The sequence below is a fragment of the Mycobacterium tuberculosis complex sp. N0072 genome (assembly GCF_030323725.1).
GTDB classification, from domain to species: domain Bacteria; phylum Actinomycetota; class Actinomycetes; order Mycobacteriales; family Mycobacteriaceae; genus Mycobacterium; species Mycobacterium tuberculosis.
Genome location: NZ_CP040689.1, coordinates 4,384,538 through 4,403,428, shown reverse-complemented (window position 1 = coordinate 4,403,428; position 18,891 = coordinate 4,384,538). Strand labels below are relative to the sequence as shown.

Sequence of the window (18,891 nt, the reverse complement as noted above, 5' to 3'; positions counted from 1 at the left end):
AGCGGGGCGGTGCAGGCGACCCGCGCTGACCAATTGAGTCGCGCCAGTCACATCTATCACAGAAGTCGCTGTGTCGGGGGCGCACGATTTGCCCACCTTCGAGCGACAAGACGCGACCGCACCCAAGGATTCTTAATATTGTCGCCGGCTGTTTGTCGCGCGGAGATGGGCACGACGACACCTCGTCCCGACACCGGCCAATGCGACGGGTGCGGCAACGAGGGTTGCCGGTTCCTCCACCGACCGTCCCGGCCCACTTCGACTGCCATTAGGCTGATCGAACGTGCCGGAAGCCGTCCAGGAAGCCGATCTGCTAACCGCCGCTGCGGTTGCCTTGAACAGGCATGCTGCCTTATTGCGGGAACTCGGGTCGGTGTTCGCCGCCGCGGGACACGAGTTGTATCTGGTCGGCGGTTCGGTGCGAGATGCACTGTTGGGCCGGTTGAGCCCCGACCTGGACTTCACCACCGACGCCCGTCCCGAGCGGGTGCAGGAGATCGTGCGGCCGTGGGCCGATGCGGTGTGGGATACCGGAATCGAATTCGGCACCGTCGGCGTGGGTAAGAGCGACCACCGCATGGAGATCACCACATTCCGTGCCGACAGCTACGACCGGGTTTCGCGTCATCCAGAGGTACGTTTCGGCGATTGCCTCGAGGGCGATCTGGTCCGCCGCGACTTCACCACGAACGCAATGGCTGTGCGCGTCACCGCCACTGGGCCGGGCGAATTCCTGGATCCGCTTGGTGGCTTGGCGGCGCTGCGGGCCAAGGTGTTAGACACCCCGGCGGCGCCGTCGGGGTCCTTTGGCGACGATCCGTTGCGGATGCTGCGCGCCGCGCGGTTCGTCTCGCAACTTGGATTCGCGGTGGCGCCGCGGGTGCGCGCGGCGATCGAAGAGATGGCGCCGCAGTTGGCCCGAATCAGCGCCGAACGGGTGGCCGCCGAGCTGGACAAGCTGCTGGTCGGTGAGGATCCGGCCGCGGGTATCGACCTGATGGTGCAGAGCGGTATGGGTGCTGTGGTCTTGCCTGAAATCGGTGGGATGCGGATGGCGATCGACGAACATCACCAGCACAAGGACGTCTATCAGCATTCCTTGACCGTGCTGCGGCAGGCGATCGCGCTGGAGGACGACGGCCCGGATCTGGTGTTGCGCTGGGCGGCGCTGCTGCACGACATCGGCAAGCCCGCCACCCGCCGTCACGAACCCGACGGTGGGGTGAGCTTCCATCACCACGAAGTGGTCGGCGCCAAGATGGTGCGCAAGCGGATGCGGGCGCTGAAGTATTCCAAGCAGATGATCGACGACATCTCGCAGCTGGTCTACCTGCATCTGCGGTTTCACGGCTACGGCGATGGGAAATGGACCGACTCTGCGGTGCGCCGCTATGTCACCGACGCCGGGGCCCTACTGCCACGGCTGCACAAGCTGGTGCGCGCCGACTGCACGACCCGCAACAAGCGCCGGGCCGCGCGGTTGCAGGCCAGTTACGACCGGCTGGAAGAGCGGATCGCGGAGCTGGCCGCCCAGGAGGATCTGGATCGGGTGCGCCCCGACCTGGACGGCAACCAGATCATGGCGGTGCTCGACATTCCGGCGGGCCCGCAAGTCGGCGAGGCGTGGCGCTACTTGAAGGAGCTGCGGCTAGAGCGCGGCCCGTTGTCCACCGAGGAGGCGACAACCGAGCTGCTGTCCTGGTGGAAATCACGGGGGAACCGCTAGCTTGGGAGTCGCGTCAGAACGGTTGTGGAGTACTGCATAGCCGGCGACGACGGCAGCGCCGGGATCTGGAACCGCCCGTTCGACGTCGACCTCGACGGTGACGGCCGGCTGGACGCGATTGGCCTGGATCTCGACGGCGACGGTCTGCGCGATGACGCGCTGGCCGACTTCGACGGCGACGACGTTGCCGACCACGCCGTATTCGACGTCGACAACGACGGCACCCCGGAAAGCTACTTCATCGACGACGGATCGGGGACCTGGGCGGTCGCCGTCGACCGCGGCGGACAACTGCGCTGGTATGGGCTCGACGGCGTCGAGCACACCGGTGGTCCACTGGTTGACTTCGACGGGTTCGGTGGTTTAGACGACCGGCTACTCGATACCGACGGTGACGGGCTGGCCGATCAGGTGCTGTGTGCTGGTGAGCAGCGTGTGACCGGATACGTCGACACCGATGGCGACGGCCGCTGGGACGTACGGCTGACCGACACCGACGGCGACGGCACCGCCGACGGCGCCAGCAGCCTTTAGGGCTGCGGCGGGTGCGCCCGCGCGGCTGAATTGTGGCGGTGCCTGGGCATTGTTAGGTTGCGGCCATGGGTGCCGACGACACGCTGCGCGTAGAGCCTGCGGTGATGCAGGGTTTCGCCGCGTCGTTGGATGGAGCGGCCGAGCATCTCGCGGTTCAACTGGCCGAGCTGGACGCTCAGGTCGGGCAGATGTTGGGCGGGTGGCGCGGGGCGTCGGGCAGTGCGTATGGCTCGGCGTGGGAGCTATGGCATCGCGGGGCCGGTGAGGTGCAGCTGGGATTGTCGATGCTGGCGGCGGCGATAGCTCACGCCGGTGCGGGTTATCAACACAACGAGACCGCGTCGGCGCAGGTGCTTCGTGAGGTGGGCGGTGGCTGAGCCGTTTCGGGTGGATCCGACCGTGTTGGCTGATGCGGTGGCGCGGATGGCCGAATTCGGTCGCCACGTCGAGGAGCTGGTCGCCGAGATTGAGTCCTTGGTTACCCGGCTGCATGTGACGTGGACGGGGGAGGGCGCGGCGGCTCATGCTGAGGCGCAACGACATTGGGCTGCCGGTGAGGCGATGATGCGCCAGGCGTTGGCCCAGCTCACGGCCGCGGGGCAGAGCGCGCACGCCAACTACACCGGCGCGATGGCCACGAATTTGGGTATGTGGTCGTGAGCTGATGGCGCCGTTGGCGGTCGATCCCGCGGCCCTTGATAGCGCGGGCGGCGCGGCGGTGGCTGCGGGTGCGGGTTTGGGTGCGGTGATCTCGTCGCTGACCGCGGCGCTGGCCGGGTGTGCGGGGATGGCCGGTGATGATCCGGCTGGGGCGGTGTTCGGGCGCTCCTATGACGGTTCGGCGGCCGCGCTGGTGCAGGCGATGTCGGTGGCGCGCAACGGATTGTGCAACCTCGGCGATGGGGTGCGCATGAGCGCGCACAACTACTCGTTGGCCGAGGCGATGTCGGATGTCGCTGGGCGGGCGGCGCCGTTGCCGGCGCCGCCGCCGAGCGGCTGTGTCGGCGTGGGTGCGCCGCCGTCGGCGGTCGGTGGCGGCGGTGGCGCCCCGAAGGGCTGGGGGTGGGTGGCCCCGTATATCGGGATGATCTGGCCGAACGGGGATTCGACAAAGCTACGTGCGGCGGCTGTGGCGTGGCGCAGCGCGGGCACGCAGTTCGCGCTGACTGAGATTCAGTCGACGGCGGGGCCGATGGGCGTTATTCGCGCCCAGCAGCTCCCGGAGGCGGGGCTGATCGAGTCGGCGTTTGCTGACGCGTACGCCAGCACCACCGCTGTCGTGGGCCAATGCCACCAGCTGGCGGCCCAGCTAGACGCCTATGCCGCCCGCATCGACGCGGTGCATGCGGCGGTCCTGGATTTGTTGGCCCGCATCTGCGATCCGCTGACCGGGATCAAAGAGGTGTGGGAGTTTCTGACCGACCAGGACGAAGACGAGATCCAGCGCATCGCCCATGACATCGCGGTGGTGGTCGACCAGTTCAGCGGGGAAGTGGACGCGTTGGCTGCGGAGATCACCGCGGTGGTGTCGCACGCCGAGGCGGTGATCACCGCGATGGCAGACCACGCAGGCAAACAATGGGATCGGTTCTTGCACAGCAACCCGGTGGGTGTGGTCATCGATGGCACCGGGCAGCAGCTCAAAGGCTTCGGCGAGGAGGCCTTCGGGATGGCCAAGGACTCCTGGGACCTAGGGCCACTGCGCGCCTCGATAGACCCGTTCGGGTGGTATCGCTCCTGGGAGGAGATGCTGACTGGGATGGCGCCGCTGGCGGGCCTGGGCGGCGAGAACGCTCCCGGCGTTGTGGAGTCGTGGAAGCAGTTCGGCAAAAGCCTCATCCATTGGGATGAGTGGACGACCAACCCTAATGAGGCGCTAGGCAAGACCGTATTCGACGCCGCGACGCTAGCTTTGCCGGGCGGGCCGCTGTCGAAACTTGGCAGCAAGGGCCGCGACATTCTCGCGGGCGTGCGAGGCCTCAAGGAGCGGCTTGAGCCGACGACACCGCACCTTGAGCCCCCAGCAACGCCGCCGCGGCCAGGACCGCAACCACCACGGATCGAACCACCAGAATCGGGCCACCCGGCACCCGCGCCCGCGGCGAAACCGGCGCCCGTGCCCGCCAACGGTCCACTGCCGCACAGCCCCACCGAATCCAAACCGCCGCCCGTCGACAGACCGGCTGAACCGGTGGCGCCGTCGTCGGCGTCGGCAGGCCAGCCCCGGGTATCCGCAGCCACCACGCCCGGCACACATGTGCCGCATGGCCTGCCGCAACCGGGTGAACATGTCCCGGCGCAAGCACCACCGGCGACGACGTTGCTTGGCGGACCTCCTGTCGAGTCAGCGCCCGCTACCGCGCACCAACCCCAGTGGGCGACCACACCAGCAGCACCCGCGGCGGCGCCGCATTCCACGCCCGGAGGCGTTCACTCAACCGAATCGGGGCCTCACGGCCGATCACTGAGCGCACACGGATCCGAGCCGACCCACGACGGTGCGTCTCACGGGTCAGGCCACGGTAGCGGTAGCGAGCCACCTGGGCTGCATGCGCCGCATCGCGAGCAGCAGCTTGCAATGCATTCGAACGAACCAGCTGGAGAGGGTTGGCATCGGTTATCCGACGAAGCGGTTGACCCGCAGTATGGCGAGCCATTATCGCGCCACTGGGACTTTACAGACAATCCGGCCGATCGCAGTCGGATAAACCCGGTTGTGGCCCAGCTCATGGAGGACCCCAACGCCCCATTCGGCCGCGATCCTCAGGGACAGCCCTATACCCAAGAACGGTATCAAGAGCGATTTAATAGTGTAGGCCCATGGGGCCAGCAGTACTCTAATTTTCCGCCTAACAATGGTGCGGTTCCAGGGACAAGGATCGCCTACACTAATCTCGAAAAATTTCTTAGTGACTACGGCCCCCAGCTAGATCGTATAGGCGGCGATCAGGGCAAGTACCTGGCGATCATGGAACATGGGCGCCCGGCATCATGGGAACAACGTGCCCTGCACGTGACGTCGTTACGCGACCCCTACCACGCGTATACCATTGATTGGTTGCCTGAGGGATGGTTCATCGAAGTATCTGAGGTCGCGCCGGGGTGCGGCCAGCCGGGCGGATCCATCCAAGTGCGGATATTCGATCATCAGAACGAGATGCGCAAAGTGGAAGAGTTAATAAGGCGCGGGGTGTTGCGACAGTGACAATAGGTGTGGACCTGTCAACGGATTTGCAGGACTGGATCCGCTTATCTGGCATGAACATGATCCAAGGGTCGGAAACGAATGACGGCCGGACTATCCTTTGGAACAAGGGCGGTGAAGTCCGCTACTTTATCGACCGGCTCGCCGGATGGTATGTTATTACGTCATCCGATCGCATGAGCCGGGAAGGCTATGAATTCGCCGCTGCATCAATGTCCGTGATCGAAAAATATCTTTACGGGTATTTCGGAGGCTCCGTCCGAAGCGAGCGTGAACTGCCGGCGATCCGGGCACCTTTTCAGCCCGAAGAGCTGATGCCGGAATATAGCATCGGGACGATGACGTTTGCCGGTCGGCAACGGGATACCCTTATCGATTCCAGTGGAACGGTTGTTGCAATTACCGCGGCTGATCGACTGGTTGAATTGTCACATTACCTAGACGTATCTGTCAACGTGATAAAGGATTCTTTCCTGGATAGCGAAGGTAAGCCCTTATTCACCCTTTGGAAGGACTATAAGGGTTAGGTTGACGTTTCTCGTGCGATGCCATTGTCGCGACAATCCGCATACTAAAACAGTAGATAAGATAGTGATGCTCATCGATTTCAGCCGGGCGGTCAGCAGCGCTTACCGGCGATGCGCCCAAGGCCTCGGCAAAATGGCGTTTCAACAGGACTGTGATGGTTTAACGGGCTGGCGAGGGCCGCGTCATTGCGGCGTAGCGTGGACGCGATGTTGTCGTGGCCGTCGATACGGAGCGGGCCGGCGGCGCTGTTGCGCGGGTGCCCTAACCTTGGGGCCCTGACCAGCGCGGACTTGGGAGGGGTTTTGCGTAGGTGACGTCGCGCATCCGATGCAATTTGTTCTCGAAGGCATGGCGCAATGACCCAGCAACCAGCAGGCTACCTGTGCAGGGGTGGCGTTCCCGACATGGAGGTGGCCGCGTACACGACCGTGGTGTGTTTGCGCTTGGTGGTGAGATCGATAACGGTGCTGGTCAGTTGGAACACCTGCACCGCGTGGTCACCGGTGACGTAACGCATCCGCCGCGGCGTGTCCGGGTTGGTGTGGTCTGGTGCAAGCGGCAAACAGGCGGTCAGCGGATACCATCTGCGGCGTGACCGCGCCAGCACCCTTGCCCATACCACGCACACGTAGTTGGCCCGCCATCGTGGTGGCCGCGATCGCTGCTGTGGTGGCGGTCGCTGCGCTGATCGTGGCCCTGACAAACGCCAGGCCCGCGGCTACACCGGCTACGACCTCGGTGCCTACCTACACCGCTGCCCAGACTGCCGCGGCTCAGCGGCAATTGTGCGACACATACAAGCTGGTGGCCCATGCTGTACCAGTTGACACGAACGGGAGCGATAAGGCACTGGCCCGCATCACGCTCACAAATGCTGCGGCAATCCTCGACAATGCAGCAGCCGATCCCGCCCTAGATGCCAAACACCGCGACGCCGCGCGCGCTAGCGACCGCTTACCGCACAACGATCGTAATGGCGAGTGGTGGCACTCAAGCTGAGTGGCAGGCTGCACTTGACGACGGCAACGTGAAAGATGCTGCTATGAAGCAGGTATGTGGTGGCGGCTGATCTTCCGCCCGGTAGGTGGAGCGCGGTGCTGGTGGGGCCGTGGTGGCCGGCCCCGTCGGCGGCCCTGCGTGCCGCCGCGCAACACTGGGCCACTTGGGCCATGCAAAAGCAAGAGCTCGCAAGGAATCTGATCAGCCAACATGATCTTTTGTTGCGGAATCAGGGTAGAACGGCCGAAGACCTGATTGGCCGGTACCTTCGGGGAGCGAAATCCGAGGTCACTAAGGCAGAGAAGTACGAAATAAAGAAGGGCGCCTTCAATACCGCCGCTGACGCCATCGACTATTTGCGGAGCCGGTTGACCGGCATTGCAGGGGAAGGAAATAAGGAAATCGACGACGTTCTTGCATCGAAAAAACCGTTGCCGGAGCAGTTGGCGGAAATCCAGGCGATCCAAACCAGGTGCAATGCCGATGCGGCGAACGCATCCCGGGACGCCGTCGACAAGGTCATGACGGCCATGCAGGAGATCCTCGAAGCCGAAGATATCGGTGACGATCCCCGGACGTGGGCACGGGCCAATGGTTTCAACGTCGACGACGCACCACCACCCCAGCGCTGACCGGTCCCGGCGCGCGTGGCGGTAGCTTTGGGAGTGTTGAGGGCGCCGGAGACCTGGCATCGCCACAATCGGTGGGTGCTGGCGGCTTTTCTGGCAGTGGTGTCCAGGCCGCCTGCTCACAACCGGCGCCGCGAGCAATAGGCGCTTCGAGTCGGCACGCCAGCGCAGGACCTGTACCACCTGCCCCGGTGGTCACAACACCCGCCGCTGCTACACCGCCAGTCATCGCCACTGGCCCCCGGTGGCGATGCCCGGCGGGTCGCTGTCGCCGGCGGCCCTCGGACAGGGCGTATCGCCTACGTCGATTGGGCAATCGTTTGCGACCGGGATGGTGACGGGGCAACCGGCCGCGGCTGGCGCGCATTCGCTGTCGGAAGGGGCAATGACGGCGATGCAGTCGGGGTCGGTTCCCCCGCCGCAGGCCACTCCTCCGATAACGACACCGCCCGTGGTGTCTGCGCCGACCATGGCTGCGGGCATCGAAGCCACACACGGGCCAGTTGACACGCCGGCGAACACCCCGGGCGCTCCACCGGCGTCGACCGGTACTACCGGGCCGGTCGCGCCGACCGTGGTGACCGCCGGGCCGGTGGCGGCACCCGCTGCGCCGGTGGTTGGTGGCTCGGCTGTCCCCGCGGGACCGCTGCCGGCTTACGGCTCTGATCTACGGCCCCCGTCGTGGCAGCCCCCGCCGTGCCCTCGGTTCCTACGGCGCCCGTATCCGGCGCGCCGGTGGCGCCCTCGGCGTCATCGGCCCCATCGGCGGGGGGGGCGCTGGTTTCTCCGGTGGAGCGCGCAGCCTCGAAAGCTGTGGCTGGACAGGCTGGTGCGAGCTCGTCGACAATGGCCGGCGCCTCGGCACTGTCGGCCACCGCCGGCGCGACGGCGGGCGCGGTATCGGCTCGGGCGGCTGAGCAGCAACGCCTACAGCGAATCGTGGATGCCGTGGCGCGCCAGGAGCCGCGAATCTCATGGGCGGCCGGGCTGCGCGACGACGGCACCACCACCCTGCTGGTCACCGATTTGGCCGGCGGGTGGATTCCGCCCCACGTCCGGCTGCCCGCGAACGTGACGCTGCTGGAGCCAACCGCGCGACGCCGTGATGCCGACGTGATCGACTTGCTGGGCGCCGTCGTCGCCGTGGCAGCCCACGAGTCCAACACCTACGTTGCCGAGCCGGGGCCAGATGCGCCTGCGCTGACCGGTGATCGGTCAGCGCGCTCGGCGATACCCAAGGTGGACGAGTTCGGGCCGACCTTGGTCGAAGCTGTGCGCCGCCGCGATAGCCTGCCGCGGATCGCGCAGGCGATCGCGCTGCCGGCGGTACGCAAAACCGGCGTGCTGGAAAACGAAGCCGAGCTGCTGCACGGCTGCATCACCGCGGTCAAGGAGTCGGTGCTCAAGGCCTATCCCAGTCACGAGCTCACCGCTGTCGGGGATTGGATGCTGCTGGCGGCGATCGAGGCACTGATCGACGAGCAGGACTACCTCGCCAACTATCACCTGGCCTGGTATGCCGTAACCACCAGGCGTGGCGGCTCACGAGGGTTCGCTGCCTGAACCGCTGCCCGAAACTCCCTGATCACCATACGAGGCCCGACACCGTGAGCTGAATACCGGTCGACGCGCGGCGTGACAAAATGGCGATGCTGCGGCCAATGTCGACAAGCACACGAAAGAGCGTCCGAAGGGGCGCTACCGATGAAGTTCGAGGTGTGATCATGACCGGAGATCAGAATCCGGCACCCGGCCCGGCTCCGGGAGTTCCGATCAAGGTGACGCCGGAAATCTTATTGCAGGTTTTGACGACGCCGCCAGCGTCCGGACCGGCGCCGCTTCCCGCTGTCCCCGTAGACCTACCCGCACCTGCCGACATCGCTAATGGGGCACTTTTCGCCGCCGGTAATTCCGGTGTGCCCGGCGACGTCGAGTCCAGCGGCCTGGAGGACCTAGATCGGCGGGCGCATGCGGCCGATGCCGTGCAAAAGTTCTCGGCGAATGAGGCCGATGCGGCCCAACAATTCCAGGGGGTGGGCGCTCAGGCGGAGGCCCAGGGGGCGACGCAGATGATGCAACAAGCGGTGTCGGGCATTACCGGCGCGCTCGGCGGCGCGGTCGGCGGCGTCATGGGCCCACTCACGCAGCTTCCCCAGCAGGCCATGCAAGCGGGGCAGGGAGCAATGCAGCCGCTGATGAGTGCGCTTCAACAGACCTATGGCGCGGAGGGACTGGACGTCGCGGACGGGGCGCGGCTGGTGGACAGCGTCGAAGGTGAGCCCGGCCTCGGCGGCGAGCCGGGCGCTGGTGACGTCGGCGCCGGCGGCGGGGGTGGTGGCACCACCCCGACGGGCTATCTGGGTCCCCCACCCGTGCCGACGTCGTCGCCACCGACGACTCCAGCCGGGGCGCCGGCCAAGTCGGTGACGCCGGACCCGGTTAGTGGCACCCCGCGGGCGTCGGGGCCGGCCGGCATGACCGGCATGCCGATGGTGCCGCCGGGCGCGTTGGGTGCGGGCGCGGAAGGAGCCAATAAGGACAAGCCGGTCGAGAAGCGGGTGACGGCCCCGGCTGTGCCGAATGGTCAACCGGTCAAGGGCCGCTTAACAGTACCGCCGAGTGTTCCGGTGAAATCTGCCGACGACAAGCCGGTGGTCACCAAGTCGACGCGACGGATCCTTGTTGTGCCGAACGACGACAAGGTTAAGGAATAGTCGCCCTGGGGCGAGGTCGGCCTTCGCGCCACGACTGAGTAGTCGGGTCGCGTCAACGGCAGTATGGTCGTGGCGCAGGGGCACCGGCCGCAATCGACAAGGTCGTGGTCTGGTCGGTACGGCCGAGGTGATGGCACCCGGCAACGGATGTGAGCACATGGCACAGGATTGGCACCGAAGGCGAACCCTTGACTGATCCCCTGACCACGCAGGCGATAGCGGCGCTGTCCCGGGGCCACGGCCTGTTCGCGGGCGGCGTTTCCGGCGCCGACATCGACGCGCCGCAGATCCAGCAGTATGCGAACGCGATATCCTGGGTGGCCAACGCCGTTCCCACCGCAGCGGCGTACCGCTGGCGCGGCGCCGCAAGAGCGCTGCGTCGATTGGCCAACACCGATGAGGCGCTGGCCCAGATCATGGCGGCAGCCCAGATCGATCATGCGCACGCCAGGACCGCGACGCGTGCACTCCTGGAAGCCGCCAAGACCGATGCCATGGCCTTGACCGACACACCGCTGGGCCGGCGGGAGGCGATGGCCCGGATGGCCGCCCGGCTGCGGGCTCAGCATCGGCACATCGCGCGATGTAGGTCGCGGGCGCGGCTATTGGGGCTGCGGCTGCGCCGGCTGCGCTACCTGCGCACCGCCGCGGCAAGACGACCCCAGGTAACCACACCCGGTGGACGCGCCCAAGTGTTGGCGGCGATCCAAAAAGCGTTGGATATCAAAGGCGTTCACGATCCAGCCGCGCGGGCACGCTGGACTCGCGGCATGGACCTGGTGGCCCGTCGCGAATCGAACTACAACGCCAACGCCATAAACCACTGGGATTCCAACGCCGCGCGGGGCACCCCCAGCAGGGGCGTCTGGCAGTTCATCGCTCCGACGTTCGCGGCCTATCACGAGCCGGGCACGTCGACCAACATCCACGATTTGGTCGCCCAGGCGTGCGCGTTCATCAACTACGCGAGAGGCCACTACGGGGTGGCCGCCGACGCATCGAATCTGGCCGATCTGATCCAGCAGGCCGATCCTCGCCGCAGCCCCAGGGGGTATTGAGAATGCCGCTGAGTTTGTCCAACCGCGACCAAAATTCCGGTCATCTGTTCTACAACCGGCGGCTGCGGGCGGCGACCACCCGGTTCTCGGTGCGCATGAAACACGACGACCGCAAGCAGACCGCCGCGCTGGCGTTGTCGATGGTGTTGGTGGCCATTGCCGCCGGATGGATGATGCTGCTCAACGTGCTCAAGCCCACCGGCATTGTGGGTGACTCGGCGATCATCGGGGACCGCGACTCCGGGGCACTCTACGCGCGCATCGACGGCCGGTTGTATCCGGCGCTGAACTTGACGTCCGCGCGGCTGGCCACCGGCACGGCGGGGCAGCCGACATGGGTCAAGCCCGCCGAGATCGCCAAGTATCCGACCGGGCCGCTGGTCGGCATCCCGGGCGCACCCGCGGCCATGCCGGTGAACCGGGGCGCGGTCTCGGCGTGGGCGGTGTGCGACACGGCGGGACGCCCGCGCAGCGCGGACAAGCCGGTGGTCACCTCGATCGCGGGCCCGATCACCGGCGGTGGCCGCGCCACACACCTGCGCGACGACGCCGGGCTGCTGGTGACTTTCGACGGCAGCACCTACGTGATCTGGGGTGGCAAACGCTCACAGATCGATCCGACCAACAGGGCGGTCACCTTGAGCTTGGGGCTCGACCCCGGCGTGACATCACCAATACAGATCTCACGGGCGCTCTTCGACGGGCTGCCCGCGACCGAGCCGCTGCGGGTGCCAGCGGTGCCCGAGGCGGGCACCCCGTCGACGTGGGTGCCGGGCGCTCGGGTGGGATCGGTGTTGCAGGCCCAAACCGCCGGCGGGGGCAGCCAGTTCTATGTGCTGCTGCCCGACGGGGTGCAAAAGATCAGCAGCTTCGTGGCCGATCTGCTGCGCAGCGCGAACTCCTACGGGGCGGCGGCGCCGCGGGTGGTGACCCCCGATGTGCTGGTCCACACACCGCAGGTGACCTCGCTGCCGGTGGAGTACTACCCGGCCGGGCGGCTGAATTTCGTTGACACCGCGGCGGATCCGACCACCTGCGTGTCGTGGGAGAAGGCGTCGACGGATCCACAGGCCCGGGTCGCGGTCTACAACGGGCGGGGGCTTCCGGTGCCCCCGTCGATGGACAGCCGGATCGTGCGGCTGGTACGCGATGACCGCGCCCCGGCGTCGGTGGTGGCCACCCAGGTGCTGGTGTTGCCCGGCGCGGCCAACTTCGTGACATCGACCAGCGGTGTGATCACCGCCGAGTCGCGCGAATCGTTGTTCTGGGTGTCCGGCAATGGGGTGCGATTCGGGATCGCCAACGACGAGGCGACGCTGCGGGCGCTGGGCCTGGATCCGGGTGCGGCCGTGCAGGCGCCGTGGCCGTTGCTGCGGACTTTTGCTGCGGGACCGGCTCTGTCGCGGGATGCGGCACTCTTGGCTCGCGATACTGTGCCCACCCTCGGCCAGGTGGCCATTGTGACGACAACGGCGAAGGCGGGCGCCTAGATGTCCAAGAAAGCGTTTCCCATCAACCGCGTCAACATCGACCCGCCGAAACCCGTTCGGGTGGCTCCGAATCCGCCGATAGCTCTGCCGGAGCGCGAGCCGCGCAACATCTGGGTGATGATCGGCGTTCCCGCGTTGATCGTGGCGCTGATCGGCACCATCGTCATGCTGTACGTGTCGGGCGTGCGCAGCTTGGCCACGGGGTTCTTCCCGCTGATGGGCATCGGCGCGTTCAGCATGCTGGCGTTCTCCGGACGATTCGGTCGAGCCCGCAAGATCACCTGGGGTGAGTTGGAGAAGGGGCGTCGTCGATATCTTCGTGACCTGGACACCAACCGCGACGAAATCCAGACGGCGGTGTGTGCGCAACGTGAATGGCAGAACGCCGTGCATTCGGACCCACCCGGACTGGGCGCCATCATTGGCGGTCCGCGGATGTGGGAGCGTGGCCGCGGCGACGTCGACTTCTTAGAGGTGCGGGTGGGCACGGGTGTGCAGCACGCACCAGATTCGGTGTTGTCGGTGACCTGGCCGGACATTTCCTCCGATGAGGAGCTAGAGCCCGTGACCGGGCAGGCGCTGCGCGATTTCATCTTGGAGCAGCGCAAGATTCGCGATATCGCCAAGGTGGTGAACCTACGGTCGGCACCAGGCTTCAGCTTCGTGAGCGAGGACCTGGACCGGGTGCGGTCGCTGATGCGGTCGGTGTTGTGCTCGCTGGCGGTGTTTCACAACCCGCGTGACGTCAAGCTGATGGTGGTGACGCGCAACCCCGAGGTGTGGGCGTGGATGGTGTGGCTCCCCCACAACCTGCACGACGAGCTGTTCGATGCCTGCGGCTGGCGGCGGCTGATCTTTGCCACACCCGAGGAACTGGAGGCGGCGCTGGGAGCCGAGCTGCATATGAAGGGCAAGCGAGGCGCATGGACCCCGCCGACGGTGGCCAGCCCAACCGCGATGGGCTCGGCGCTGGAAACCGGGCAGGTCGGCGTGGATTTGGGGCCGCACCTGGTGATCGTCGACGACAACACCGGCAGCCCGGATGCGTGGGAGAGCGTGGTCGGGCAGGTCGGCAAGGCCGGGCTTACGGTGCTGCGCATCGCGTCCCGGGTGGGCACCGGTGTGGGGTTCGCCGAGGACCAGGTCTTCGAGATGGCCCAACGACATGGGGCGGCAACCGCGGTCAAGGCCGGTCGCGATGGCGCAGACGCCGATGACGACCAGCGCCCGGCGCCGCTGTTGCGGGCGCGCGGCACGTTCTTCGCGCATGCCGACCAGCTGTCCATCCACCGGGCCTACCGATATGCGCGGGCGATGGCGCGGTGGTCACCGACCAGTCGCAGCGAGGTCACCGATTCCACCAGCGGCGCGGCCGAGCTGCTGCGTTCGCTCGGCATTAGCGACCCCCGGGAATTGGATGTCGATCGGTTGTGGGCCGAGCGGCGCGGTCGCGGCGACGATCGGTGGTGTGAGATTCCGGTGGGCGCCAAACCGAACGGCGAGCTGCAGAACATCATCCTGCGCGCCAAGGACTTTGGCGGCTTCGGGTTTCACTCAGTGGTCATCGGAACCAGCGGCTCGGGCAAGTCGGAGCTCTTCTTGTCGTTGGTCTATGGGATCGCGCTGACGCACTCACCGGAAACATTCAACGTCATCTTCGTCGACATGAAATTCGAATCGGCTGCCCAGGACATCCTGGGCATCCCGCACGTGGTGGCCGCGCTATCCAACCTCGGCAAAGACGAGCGGCATCTGGCCGAGCGGATGCGCAGAGTTATCGACGGCGAGATCAAACAGCGCTACGAACTGTTCAAATCGGTAGGTGCGCGCGACGCCAACGACTACGAAGAGATTCGCCTCGCCGGACGCGATCTGCCGCCGGTGCCGGTGCTGCTGGTGATCGTCGACGAATACCTGGAGCTGTTCGCCAACCACAAAAAGTGGATTGATCTGATCATCCACATCGGTCAGGAGGGTCGCGGCGCCAACGTCTTCTTCATGCTAGGCGGTCAACGGCTGGACCTGTCGTCGCTGCAAAAGGTCAAGTCCAACATCGCGTTTCGGATTGCGCTGCGCGCTGAATCCGGTGATGACAGCCGCGAAGTGATCGGCAGCGACGCCGCCTACCATCTGCCGTCGAAGGAGAACGGTTTCGCGCTGCTCAAGGTGGGGCCGCGGGATCTGGAACCGTTCCGCTGCTTTTACCTCTCTGCGCCGTTTGTGGTGCCGAAGAAGAAAGAGGTGGCCCGAACCATCGACATGACGTTGACCCAACCCCGGCTGTACGACTGGCAGTACCAACCGCTGGATGCCGCCGACGCCGAGGCATTGGCGACCGCCGCGGCCGCCGATGCGGAACCCGACGAATTCCTCTATTACGACGACGGTTTCAAGAAGAAGAAGATCGTCGACGTGCTGCGGGAGTCGCTATACAACGTGCCGCACCGATCGCCGCGCCGGCCGTGGTTGGCGCCGCTGGAAGACCCCGAGCCGGTCGATAGGCTGGTGGCTGCGTATCGTGGCAAACCCTGGCATGTCGACTACGGTCAAAACCCGGGACTGATGTTCCCGGTGGGAGTGATGGACATCCCCGAAGAATCCCAGCAAGTGGTACACGCCGTCGACGCGCTACGCAGCAACATCATCGTGGTGGGCGCCAAGCAGCGCGGCAAGACCACAACCTTGATGGCGCTGATGTGTTCGGCGGCAACGATGTACACCCCGGAGCGAGTGACGTTCTTTTGCATCGGCGGGGCGACCATGGCCCAGATTGGGTCGCTTCCACACGTTACCGATATCGTGTCGCCCAAGGATGCCGAGGGCATCGAACGCATCTTGAGCACCATGGATGCGCTGATCGATGCGCGGGAAGAGGCGTTTCGGCGAGCCAAGATCGACATGGACGGGTTCCGCGAGCGCCGGTTCGGGATCGGCGGCGACGGGGTGGGTGGCACCGATCCCACCGACGCGTTCGGCGATGTCTTTGTGGTGCTCGACGACTACGACGACCTGTACGCCAAGGACACCCTGTTGGGGGACCGCATCATCTCGTTGAGCAGCCGCGGTCCCGAATACGGGGTGCACCTGATGTGCAGTGCCGGCGGCTGGATTCATGGGCAGCGGCAGAGCCTGCTGCAGAATGTCACGGCGCGAATTCAGTTGCGGCTGGCCGATCCCGGTGAGAGCCAGATGGGGCATTTGTCGATCGAATCGCGGGAGGCGGCGCGGCGGACGTTGAACCGCCCAGGATTTGGTTTGACGGAAAGCCTGCACGAGCTGCGAATCGGTGTTCCGGCCCTGGCCGACCCCGGTACCGGCGAGCTGGTGGGCATCACCGATGTCGGGGCGCGAATCGCCGACGTGGCCGGGGTGACCAAGCACGCAAGTCTGCAGCGGCTGCCACAGCGGGTGGAACTGTCGGCGATTGTCGAGCACGAGGCCGTCCACCAGGGCGGTGACGATCTGTCGATCGCGTTTGCGATCGGAGAGCGCCACGAGCTGGGTCCGGTGCCGATCAAGCTGCGCGAGAGCCCAGGGTTGATGATCTTAGGTCGGCAAGGCTGCGGCAAGACCACGGCGCTGGTGGCCATCGGCGAGGCGGTGATGAACCGGTTCAGCCCGCAGCAGGCGCAGCTCACGCTGATCGACCCTAAAACGGCTCCGCACGGTCTGCGAGATCTGCACGCCCCTGGGTATGTGCGCGCGTATGCCTACGACCAAGATGAAATCGACGAGGTGATCACCGAGTTGGCCCAGCAGATCTTGCTGCCGCGGTTGCCGCCCAAGGGTTTGAGCCAGGAGGAGTTGCGCGCACTCAAGCCGTGGGAAGGACCGCGGCACTTTGTGCTCATCGACGACGTGCAGGACCTGCGGCCGGCTCAGAGCTACCCACAGAAGCCGCCGGTGGGTGCGGCGCTGTGGAAGTTGATGGAACGCGCCCGCCAGGTCGGTTTGCACGTATTCAGCACGCGCAACAGCGCGAACTGGGCCACGATGCCGATGGACCCCTGGGTGAAATCCCAGACCTCGGCGAAAGTGGCCCAGTTGTATATGGATAACGATCCGCAAAACCGAATCAATCGATCGGTGCGAGCCCAAACGTTGCCGCCTGGACGAGGTCTGTTGGTCGGTGCCGACGGCGACGTCGAGGGGATTTTGGTGGGGTATCCGTCGGTGCCCGGCGAGCAGTAGGGCCGGATCGCAAGATAGCGCGCATGGCTACTTTCTGCCTGACCATGTCGCTGTACGGGTTCAGTGACACCCGCGCGTATCCTCCAGGCGTCGCAGATTTCACATCCGCCCCACACGTACCGCTGACATGCTGGAACACATGGGGCGGCGTGGACCAGTTCGACGTCGGCATCGGTGCAGACGACTGATTTGCGCATACGCGATCGGCCGACTCGCATTACACTCAGCGACCATCACGCATTGCAGAAGCAATCGGAGGGGCGAACATGGTTTGGTCTGTGCAACCAGAAGCAGTGCTGGCGTCGGCAGCTGCCGAGTCGGCGATCAGTGCGGAAACCGAGGCAGCGGCCGCCGGAGCGGCGCCAGCCCTGCTTAGCACCACGCCGATGGGTGGTGATCCCGACTCCGCGATGTTCTCCGCAGCGCTCAACGCGTGCGGTGCCAGCTACCTGGGTGTCGTTGCCGAACACGCCAGTCAGCGCGGCCTGTTCGCGGGTTAGCAGGGCCTCGCGTCGGGCGTGTACGTGACCACAGAAGCGGCGCGCGCGGCGGCATCGGCGCTGCAAGGGTAAGTAGGCATGCCCGATCCAGGATGGGCTGCGCGGACACCTGAGGCCAACGACCTGCTGCTCAAGGCGGGCACCGGCGTGGGCACCCATCTGGCCAATCAAACGGCGTGGACCACACTGGGCGCCAGCCACCACGCCTCGGGTGTCGCGTCGGCGATCAACACCGCCGCCACCGCGGCGAGCTGGTTGGGTGTCGGGTCGGCGGCCTCGGCGCTTAACGTCACCATGCTCAACGCCACGCTGCACGGACTGGCCGGCTGGGTCGACGTGAAGCCGGCCGTGGTATCGACCGCGATCGCGGCGTTTGAGACCGCCAACGCGGCCATGCGCCCTGCCCCCGAGTGCATGGAGAACCGCGACGAATGGGGCGTCGATAACGCCATCAACCCCAGCGTGCTGTGGACACTAACGCCTCGAATCGTCTCTTTGGACGTCGAGTATTTCGGGGTGATGTGGCCGAATAACGCCGCGGTGGGCGCCACCTACGGAGGGGTTCTCGCCGCGCTGGCCGAGAGTCTGGCAATTCCGCCGCCGGTCGCGACCATGGGTGCATCTCCGGCCGCTCCGGCACAGGCTGCGGCGGCGGTTGGCCAGGCGGCCGCCGAGGCCGCGGCCGGTGACGGGATGCGTTCCGCCTACCAGGGCGTGCAGGCAGGGTCAACCGGCGCGGGTCAGTCAACGTCGGCGGGTGAGAACTTCGGCAATCAGCTCAGCACGTTCATGCAGCCGATGCAGGCGGTGATGCAAGCGGCCCCGCAGGCGCTGCAGGCGCCGTCGGGACTGATGCAGGCACCGATGAGCGCGATGCAGCCGCTGCAATCGATGGTGGGCATGTTCGCCAACCCGGGCGCACTGGGCATGGGCGGGGCGGCGCCGGGAGCCTCGGCGGCTTCGGCGGCCGGTGGGATATCGGCCGCGGCCACCGAGGTCGGTGCGGGCGGCGGAGGCGCCGCCCTGGGCGGCGGCGGTATGCCAGCGACGAGCTTCACACGTCCCGTCAGCGCTTTCGAATCGGGCACCAGCGGCAGGCCGGTCGGGTTGCGGCCCAGCGGGGCTTTGGGCGCCGACGTCGTGCGCGCGCCGACGACCACGGTGGGTGGCACCCCTATCGGAGGCATGCCGGTCGGACATGCGGCGGGGGGTCACCGCGGATCCCATGGCAAGTCCGAGCAGGCCGCGACGGTGCGTGTTGTCGATGACCGGCGGTAGATCTAGCTCGGGCACAGGGTGAATCGACAGGTCCGCAGA

Annotated in this window: 13 protein-coding genes and 3 pseudogenes; 15 read left to right on the top strand and 1 reads right to left on the bottom strand. The window is 66.1% G+C overall.

Annotated elements, in window-relative coordinates; translation table 11 throughout:
• Window positions 1–283 precede the first annotated feature (283 nt).
• The 6 genes from FF952_RS20570 to ift all read left to right on the top strand — a co-directional run bounded on the left by FF952_RS20570 (window position 284) and on the right by ift (window position 5,992).
• Window positions 284–1,726, top strand: a complete 1,443-nt coding sequence (locus FF952_RS20570) for a CCA tRNA nucleotidyltransferase (protein WP_003400120.1) — start codon at window positions 284–286, stop codon at window positions 1,724–1,726.
• A 24-nt stretch (window positions 1,727–1,750) separates the two neighbouring features.
• Window positions 1,751–2,260, top strand: coding sequence for a hypothetical protein (locus FF952_RS20565; protein WP_031680866.1), 510 nt, complete (start codon window positions 1,751–1,753; stop codon window positions 2,258–2,260).
• Between the two features lie 65 nt (window positions 2,261–2,325).
• Window positions 2,326–2,637 (top strand): pore-forming CpnT exporter EsxF, encoded by a 312-nt coding sequence (gene esxF, locus FF952_RS20560; RefSeq protein WP_003400100.1) that lies wholly within the window; start codon window positions 2,326–2,328, stop codon window positions 2,635–2,637.
• Between the two features lie 10 nt (window positions 2,638–2,647).
• Window positions 2,648–2,920 carry a pore-forming CpnT exporter EsxE gene (gene esxE, locus FF952_RS20555; RefSeq protein ID WP_003400094.1) on the top strand — a complete coding sequence of 91 codons (273 nt, stop codon included), beginning with the start codon at window positions 2,648–2,650 and terminating at the stop codon, window positions 2,918–2,920.
• A gap of 4 nt (window positions 2,921–2,924) precedes the next feature.
• Window positions 2,925–5,465 (top strand): outer membrane channel protein/necrotizing toxin glycohydrolase CpnT, encoded by a 2,541-nt coding sequence (gene cpnT, locus FF952_RS20550; RefSeq protein WP_003902791.1) that lies wholly within the window; start codon window positions 2,925–2,927, stop codon window positions 5,463–5,465.
• The gene (ift, locus tag FF952_RS20545) at window positions 5,462–5,992 is read left to right on the top strand and encodes a necrotizing toxin immunity factor IFT (protein ID WP_003400086.1); all 531 of its coding nucleotides are present in this window, start codon (window positions 5,462–5,464) and stop codon (window positions 5,990–5,992) included. The genes cpnT and ift overlap by 4 nt, the downstream gene beginning before the upstream one ends.
• Before the next feature lie 377 nt (window positions 5,993–6,369).
• On the opposite strand, the gene FF952_RS20540 is transcribed toward ift, so the two are convergent.
• Complete coding sequence (locus tag FF952_RS20540; RefSeq protein ID WP_003899758.1) at window positions 6,370–6,555, bottom strand: hypothetical protein; 186 nt, start codon at window positions 6,553–6,555, stop codon at window positions 6,370–6,372.
• On the opposite strand from FF952_RS20540, the gene FF952_RS20535 reads away from it, so the two are divergent.
• From FF952_RS20535 to FF952_RS20495, 9 genes and pseudogenes are all read left to right on the top strand, one after another.
• The gene (locus FF952_RS20535; protein ID WP_003400081.1) at window positions 6,543–6,992 is read left to right on the top strand and encodes a hypothetical protein; all 450 of its coding nucleotides are present in this window, start codon (window positions 6,543–6,545) and stop codon (window positions 6,990–6,992) included. The two genes, FF952_RS20540 and FF952_RS20535, sit on opposite strands and share 13 nt — an antisense overlap.
• 56 nt (window positions 6,993–7,048) lie before the next feature.
• Window positions 7,049–7,959 (top strand): annotated as a pseudogene (locus tag FF952_RS20530) (hypothetical protein).
• A gap of 221 nt (window positions 7,960–8,180) precedes the next feature.
• A pseudogene (locus FF952_RS20525) lies at window positions 8,181–9,184 on the top strand (DUF5631 domain-containing protein); the annotation flags it as partial.
• 161 nt (window positions 9,185–9,345) lie between these two features.
• A pseudogene (locus FF952_RS20520) lies at window positions 9,346–9,675 on the top strand (hypothetical protein); the annotation flags it as partial.
• 809 nt (window positions 9,676–10,484) lie between these two features.
• Window positions 10,485–11,393, top strand: coding sequence for a transglycosylase SLT domain-containing protein (locus tag FF952_RS20515; protein ID WP_003899753.1), 909 nt, complete (start codon window positions 10,485–10,487; stop codon window positions 11,391–11,393).
• A gap of 2 nt (window positions 11,394–11,395) precedes the next feature.
• Window positions 11,396–12,883 (top strand): type VII secretion system ESX-2 subunit EccB2, encoded by a 1,488-nt coding sequence (gene eccB2, locus FF952_RS20510; protein ID WP_003400065.1) that lies wholly within the window; start codon window positions 11,396–11,398, stop codon window positions 12,881–12,883.
• Window positions 12,884–17,074 (top strand): type VII secretion system ESX-2 FtsK/SpoIIIE family ATPase EccC2, encoded by a 4,191-nt coding sequence (eccC2, locus tag FF952_RS20505; protein WP_003400060.1) that lies wholly within the window; start codon window positions 12,884–12,886, stop codon window positions 17,072–17,074.
• A 266-nt stretch (window positions 17,075–17,340) separates the two neighbouring features.
• On the top strand, window positions 17,341–17,574 hold the full coding sequence (locus tag FF952_RS20500) for a PE domain-containing protein (protein WP_003400047.1): 234 nt from the start codon (window positions 17,341–17,343) through the stop codon (window positions 17,572–17,574).
• A 78-nt stretch (window positions 17,575–17,652) separates the two neighbouring features.
• Entirely contained in the window at window positions 17,653–18,852 is a 1,200-nt protein-coding gene (locus FF952_RS20495) for a PPE family protein (protein ID WP_003899752.1), read from the top strand.
• Window positions 18,853–18,891 lie beyond the last annotated feature (39 nt).